This window comes from Streptomyces antimicrobicus, from assembly GCF_020532625.1.
Classification (GTDB): Bacteria; Actinomycetota; Actinomycetes; order Streptomycetales; family Streptomycetaceae; genus Streptomyces; species Streptomyces antimicrobicus.
The window spans coordinates 1-3,741 of record NZ_JAJAUY010000242.1 but is presented as its reverse complement, the minus strand read 5'-3'; the positions used below and the strand labels follow the sequence as shown (position 1 = coordinate 3,741).

2 protein-coding genes are annotated in these 3,741 nt (G+C 73.6%); both read right to left on the bottom strand.

Going from position 1 to position 3,741, the window contains the following annotated elements; genetic code table 11:
* Positions 1 to 781 precede the first annotated feature (781 nt).
* Entirely contained in the window at positions 782 to 3,298 is a 2,517-nt protein-coding gene (pepN, locus tag LG632_RS29690) for an aminopeptidase N (protein WP_226731024.1), read from the bottom strand.
* Positions 3,299 to 3,392: 94 nt separating this feature from the next.
* On the bottom strand, positions 3,393 to 3,710 hold the full coding sequence (locus LG632_RS29685) for a chorismate mutase (RefSeq protein ID WP_226731023.1): 318 nt from the start codon (positions 3,708 to 3,710) through the stop codon (positions 3,393 to 3,395).
* Positions 3,711 to 3,741: the final 31 nt, after the last annotated feature.

Genomic DNA, 3,741 nt, shown 5'->3' with positions numbered 1-3,741 from the left:
ACCGCCGCAGGGGCCGATGCCGGTTGGCGGCTGCCGGCCCGACCGGGCCGGGCGCGCCGTTCCCCGCGCCCCCAAGGGGGCGACACCACCCCAGCCGAAGCCCAACCCCAGAGGCCCGGGAAAACCCAGGCAGCGGCCCACACACCGAGGGACCGGCCGAAGCCCGGCCTGAAAGGGGCGCGGGGAACTGCGCGGCCAGCCGCTCGCGGGCCGCGGACCGCGAACCGCGGAAAGCCCCGCGGCGGCACGCGGCGCGCGACACCGCCCCAAGGGCCGATGCCGGTTGGCGGCTACCGGCCCGACCGGGCCGGGCGCGCCGTTCCCCGCGCCCCCAAGGGGGCGACACCACCCCAGCCGAAGCCCAACCCCAGAGGCGCGGGGAAGCCCGGGCAGCAGCCCACACACCCAGGACCGGCCGAAGCCCCGCCCCGAGGAGGCCCGGGAAAACCCCAGGCAGCGGCCCACACACCGAGGGGCGGCCGAAGCCCGGCCCCGAGGAGGCCCGGGGACGCCCGGGCAGCGGCCCACACACCCAGGACCGGCCGAAGCCCCGCCCCGAAGAGGCCCGGGGAAGCCCGGGCAACGGCCCACACACCGAGGACCGGCCGAAGCCCGGCCCCGAAGGGGCGCGGTGAAGCCCGGGCGGCGGCCCGCGCGTCGAGGGGTGGCCGGAGCCCGGCCCCGAAGGGGTGCGGGGAGGCCTGGGCGGCGGCCCGGGCGTCCAGGGGCCGGCCGAGCCCCGCCGGGGAGGGGCGGCTTGGGGCGCGGTCCGGGTGGGTGGTCAGGTGGTGCGGATGCGGAGGGCCCGGGACAGGTCGTCCAGCTGGTCGGTCAGTTTGCGGTGCAGGAGCGGGATGAGGTCCGGCTCCTCCAGGCAGGCCTTGCCCGCTTGCAGCGTGGTCTCGGACACGGCGTGGGTGGGGAAGGCCCAGCGCCCTACGGCCTCGCCGATGGCGGGTCCGCGGCGCGCGGCCAGGGCGACCGCGTCGGCCCAGTAGCGGGCGACGTAGGGCTCGGTCAGTTCGGCCTGCTCGGGCTGCCAGAAGCCTTGGGCGGTGGCGGTGAAGAGGTAGTTGGACAGGGAGTCGTCCTCGAACATGCGGGCCCAGGCCGCGGCCTTGGCCTCGGCGTCGGGCAGGGCGGCGCGGCACCGGGCCGCGCCTTCCTCGCCGGTGGCGCTGGGGTCGGCGGCCAGGGCGTCGGCGATCTCCCGCTCGGTCACCGCGCCCAGGACGGCGAGCCGGCCGAGGACGCGCCAGCGCAGCTCGGGGTCGAGTTCGGGGCCGCCGGTGACGGTGCCGTCGGCGAGCCAGGCGGCGATCGTGTCGGGCTGGGTGGCGCTGTCGATGAAGACGCGGACGGCGGCGAGCCGCAGGCCGGGGTGGTGTCCGTCCTCGGTGCGGCGGATCAGGTCCCGGGTGGTGGAGGTGATCAGGCGCAGCGCGCCGGCGCGTTCCTGCGGCGGGAGGTAGTGGTCGGCGATCTGGCCGCGCGCGAAGGCGAGGACGCCTTGGACGACGGCGAGGTCGGTCTCCTCGGGGAGGTGGGCGTGGACGGTCTGCAGGTAGTCCTGGGGGGCGAGTTCGCCGTCGCGGACCATGTCGCGCAGGGCGTTCCACACCACGGCCCGGCTGAGGGCGTCGGGGATGCCGGAGAGCCGGCGCAGGGCGGTCTCCAGCGAGGTCTCGTCGAGGCGGACCTTGGCGTAGGTGAGGTCGCCCTCGTTGAGGAGGAGCAGGGCGGGGCGGCGTCCGGCGCCGGAGATGATCTCGCCGGAGGGGACGTCCAGGTCGAGCTGGTCGCGCGGTTCGAGCGCGCGGTCGCTGCCGGGCGTGTGGTCGTAGGTGGCGACGGCGATGCGGTGGGGGCGGCTGCCGTCGCGGCGGACGGCGAGGGTCCAGCCGCCGGGGCCCTCCTGGATCTCGGGGGTGAGGGTGTCGATGCCGGTGGTGCGCAGCCAGATGTCGGCCCAGGTGTGGACGTCGCGGTCGGTGGCGGCGGCGAGGGAGTCGACGAAGTCGGCGAGGGAGGCGTTGGCGAACTTGTGGCGGGTGAAGTGGGTGTTGATGCCGGCCAGGAAGTCCTTCTCGCCGAGCCAGGCGACGAGCTGGCGCAGGGCGGAGGCGCCCTTGGCGTAGGAGATGCCGTCGAAGTTGAGCAGGGCGGAGGCGGTGTCGGGTACGTCGTCGGGGTCGGGGGCGACGGGGTGGGTGGAGGGGCGCTGGTCGGCGTCGTATCCCCAGGACTTGCGGGTGACGGCGAACTCGGTCCAGGTGTCGGTGAAGCGGGTGGCTTCGACGATGGTCTGGTAGCCCATGTACTCGGCGAAGGACTCGTTGAGCCAGATGTCGTCCCACCAGCGCAGGGTGACGAGGTCGCCGAACCACATGTGGGCCATCTCGTGGGCGACGACCATGGCGCGGCGCATGCGTTCGGTGTCGGTGACGGCCGAGCGGAAGATGAACTCGTCGCGGAAGGTGACCAGGCCCGGGTTCTCCATGGCGCCGGCGTTGAACTCGGGGACGAAGGCCTGGTCGTAGGAGTCGAACGGGTAGGGCTCGGAGAACTTCTCGTGGTAGCGGTCGTAGCAGGCGCGGGTGATGTCGAGGAGCTCGTCGGCGTCGGCGTCGAGGTGGGGGGCCAGGGAGCGGCGGCAGTGGAGGCCGAAGGGCAGTCCGGCGTGTTCGGTGCGGACGGAGTGCCAGGGGCCGGCGGCGACGGCGGCGAGGTAGGTGGAGATGACGGGGGTGGGCGCGGATTCCCAGATGTCGGCGCCGTCCGTCTCGCGCCGGCCGGTGCGCTGGGTGACGCCGTTGGCGAGGACGGTCCAGTGGGCGGGGGCGGTGACGGTGAAGGCGAAGACGGCCTTGAGGTCGGGCTGGTCGAAGGCGGGGAAGACGCGCTGGACGTCGTCCATGAACATCTGGGTGTAGACGTACGTCTCGCCGTCGGCGGGGTCGGTGAAGCGGTGCAGGCCTTCGCCGGTGCGGGAGTAGCGCATGCGGGCCTCGACGCGCAGGACGTGGTCGCCGGGGGTGAGTCCGGTGAGGGGGAGCCGGTTGTCGTCGAGGGCGGCCGGGTCCAGGGGGTGTCCGTCCAGGGTGGCGGAGCGCAGTTCGTCCGGTTTGAGCTCCACGAAGGTGTCGCCGGCGCTCTTGGCGCCGAAGGTGATCACGGTGGTGGAGTCGAACGTCTCGTCGTCGCCGGTGAGGTCGAGGGTGACGTGGTAGTGGTGGACGTCGAGGAGGGCGGCTCGGGTCTGCGCTTCGTTGCGCGTCAGTGCGGACATGGGGCCCATGCTGCCTGAAGGGGGCGGGTGAGCCCCAGCCCCCTCATGTTCTTCGTCCGCCGCTCGTCCTTCTGCCTCGCCCGTGCGGGGCTCGGCCGGTCCTTCAGTCCTCGTCCTCGCCGGCCGCGATCGTCTCGTGGTGGCGGATGACCTCGGCGATGATGAAGTTCAGCAGTTTCTCGGCGAACGCGGGGTCGAGCTTGGCGTTCTCGGCGAGCTGGCGCAGCCGGGCGATCTGGTTGGCCTCGCGGGTGGGGTCGGCGGCCGGGAGCTGGTGGCGGGCCTTGAGGTGACCGACCTGCTGGGTGCACTTGAAGCGTTCGGCCAGCATGTGGACCACGGCCGCGTCGATGTTGTCGATGCTGTCCCGGAGCCGGGCCAGCTCGGCGTAGACGTATGCGTCGATCTCGCTGGTGTTCATGGTCCCCGAGCTTACGTGGCCGGTGGGGCGG

Excerpts from the sequence above, each read along its gene's own strand:
- LG632_RS29685 (WP_226731023.1), bottom strand. The coding sequence starts at position 3,710 with ATGAACACCAGCGAGATCGACGCATACGTCTACGCCGAGCTGGCCCGG.
- pepN (WP_226731024.1), bottom strand. The coding sequence starts at position 3,298 with ATGGGCCCCATGTCCGCACTGACGCGCAACGAAGCGCAGACCCGAGCC.